Genomic DNA, 1,295 nt, shown 5'->3' with positions numbered 1-1,295 from the left:
CTGGCGCTACCGGACCTCAAGGTAACACGGGCGCTACTGGCGCTACCGGTGCCACTGGACCTCAAGGTAACACGGGTGCTACTGGCGCTACCGGTGCCACTGGACCTCAAGGTGCTCAAGGTAACACAGGTGCTACTGGTGCTACTGGACCTCAAGGTATTCAAGGTAACACAGGTGCTACCGGTGCCACTGGCGCTACTGGTATAGGAGTTACCGGACCTACCGGACCTACTGGACCTCAGGGACCTCAAGGTAACACTGGTGCTACTGGTGCTACCGGCGCTACTGGACCTCAAGGTGTTCAAGGTAACACTGGTGCTACCGGCGCTACTGGACCTCAAGGCGTTCAAGGTAACACTGGTGCTACCGGCGCTACTGGACCTCAGGGTGTTCAAGGTAACACAGGTGCTACTGGTGCTACTGGACCTCAAGGCGTTCAAGGCAACACAGGCGCTACCGGTACCACTGGACCTCAAGGTGCTCAAGGTAACACAGGTGCTACTGGTGCTACCGGCGCTACTGGACCTCAAGGTGCTCAAGGTAACACAGGTGCTACTGGTGCTACCGGCGCTACTGGACCTCAAGGTGTTCAAGGCAACACAGGCGCTACCGGTACCACTGGACCTCAAGGCGTTCAAGGTAACACAGGTGCTACCGGTGCCACTGGACCTCAAGGTGTTCAAGGTAACACAGGTGCTACCGGTGCTACCGGTGCCACTGGCGCTACTGGTATAGGAGTTACCGGACCTACCGGACCTTCTGGCGGGCCTCCTGGACCTACTGGACCTCAGGGACCTCAAGGTAACACAGGTGCTACTGGTGCCACTGGACCTCAAGGTGCTCAAGGTAACACTGGTGCTACTGGTGCCACTGGTGCCACTGGACCTCAAGGCGTTCAAGGTAACACAGGTGCTACCGGCGCTACTGGACCTCAAGGTGTTCAAGGCAACACAGGTGCTACTGGTGCTACCGGCGCTACTGGACCTCAAGGCGTTCAAGGTAACACAGGTGCTACTGGTGCTACCGGCGCTACTGGACCTCAAGGCGTTCAAGGTAACACAGGTGCTACCGGTGCCACTGGACCTCAAGGCGTTCAAGGTAACACGGGTGCTACTGGTGCTACCGGCGCTACTGGACCTCAAGGTGCTCAAGGTAACACAGGTGCTACTGGTGCTACCGGCGCTACTGGACCTCAAGGTGCTCAAGGTAACACAGGTGCTACTGGTGCTACCGGCGCTACTGGACCTCAAGGTGCCAAGGTGCTCAAGGTAACACAGGTGCTACTGGTGCTACCG

The 1,295-nt window shown here is 58.0% G+C and carries 1 pseudogene; it reads left to right on the top strand.

Annotation, left to right across the window (positions count from 1 at the left end):
- Positions 1 to 1,295, top strand: a pseudogene (locus ACO6VI_RS32935) (collagen-like protein); the annotation flags it as partial.

Source organism: Bacillus sp. PSXD-155 (genome assembly GCF_049310765.1).
Taxonomy (GTDB): domain Bacteria; phylum Bacillota; class Bacilli; order Bacillales; family Bacillaceae_G; genus Bacillus_A; species Bacillus_A cereus.
Note: the sequence above shows the minus strand (reverse complement) of the source record. Positions and strands in the feature narration are given on the sequence as shown.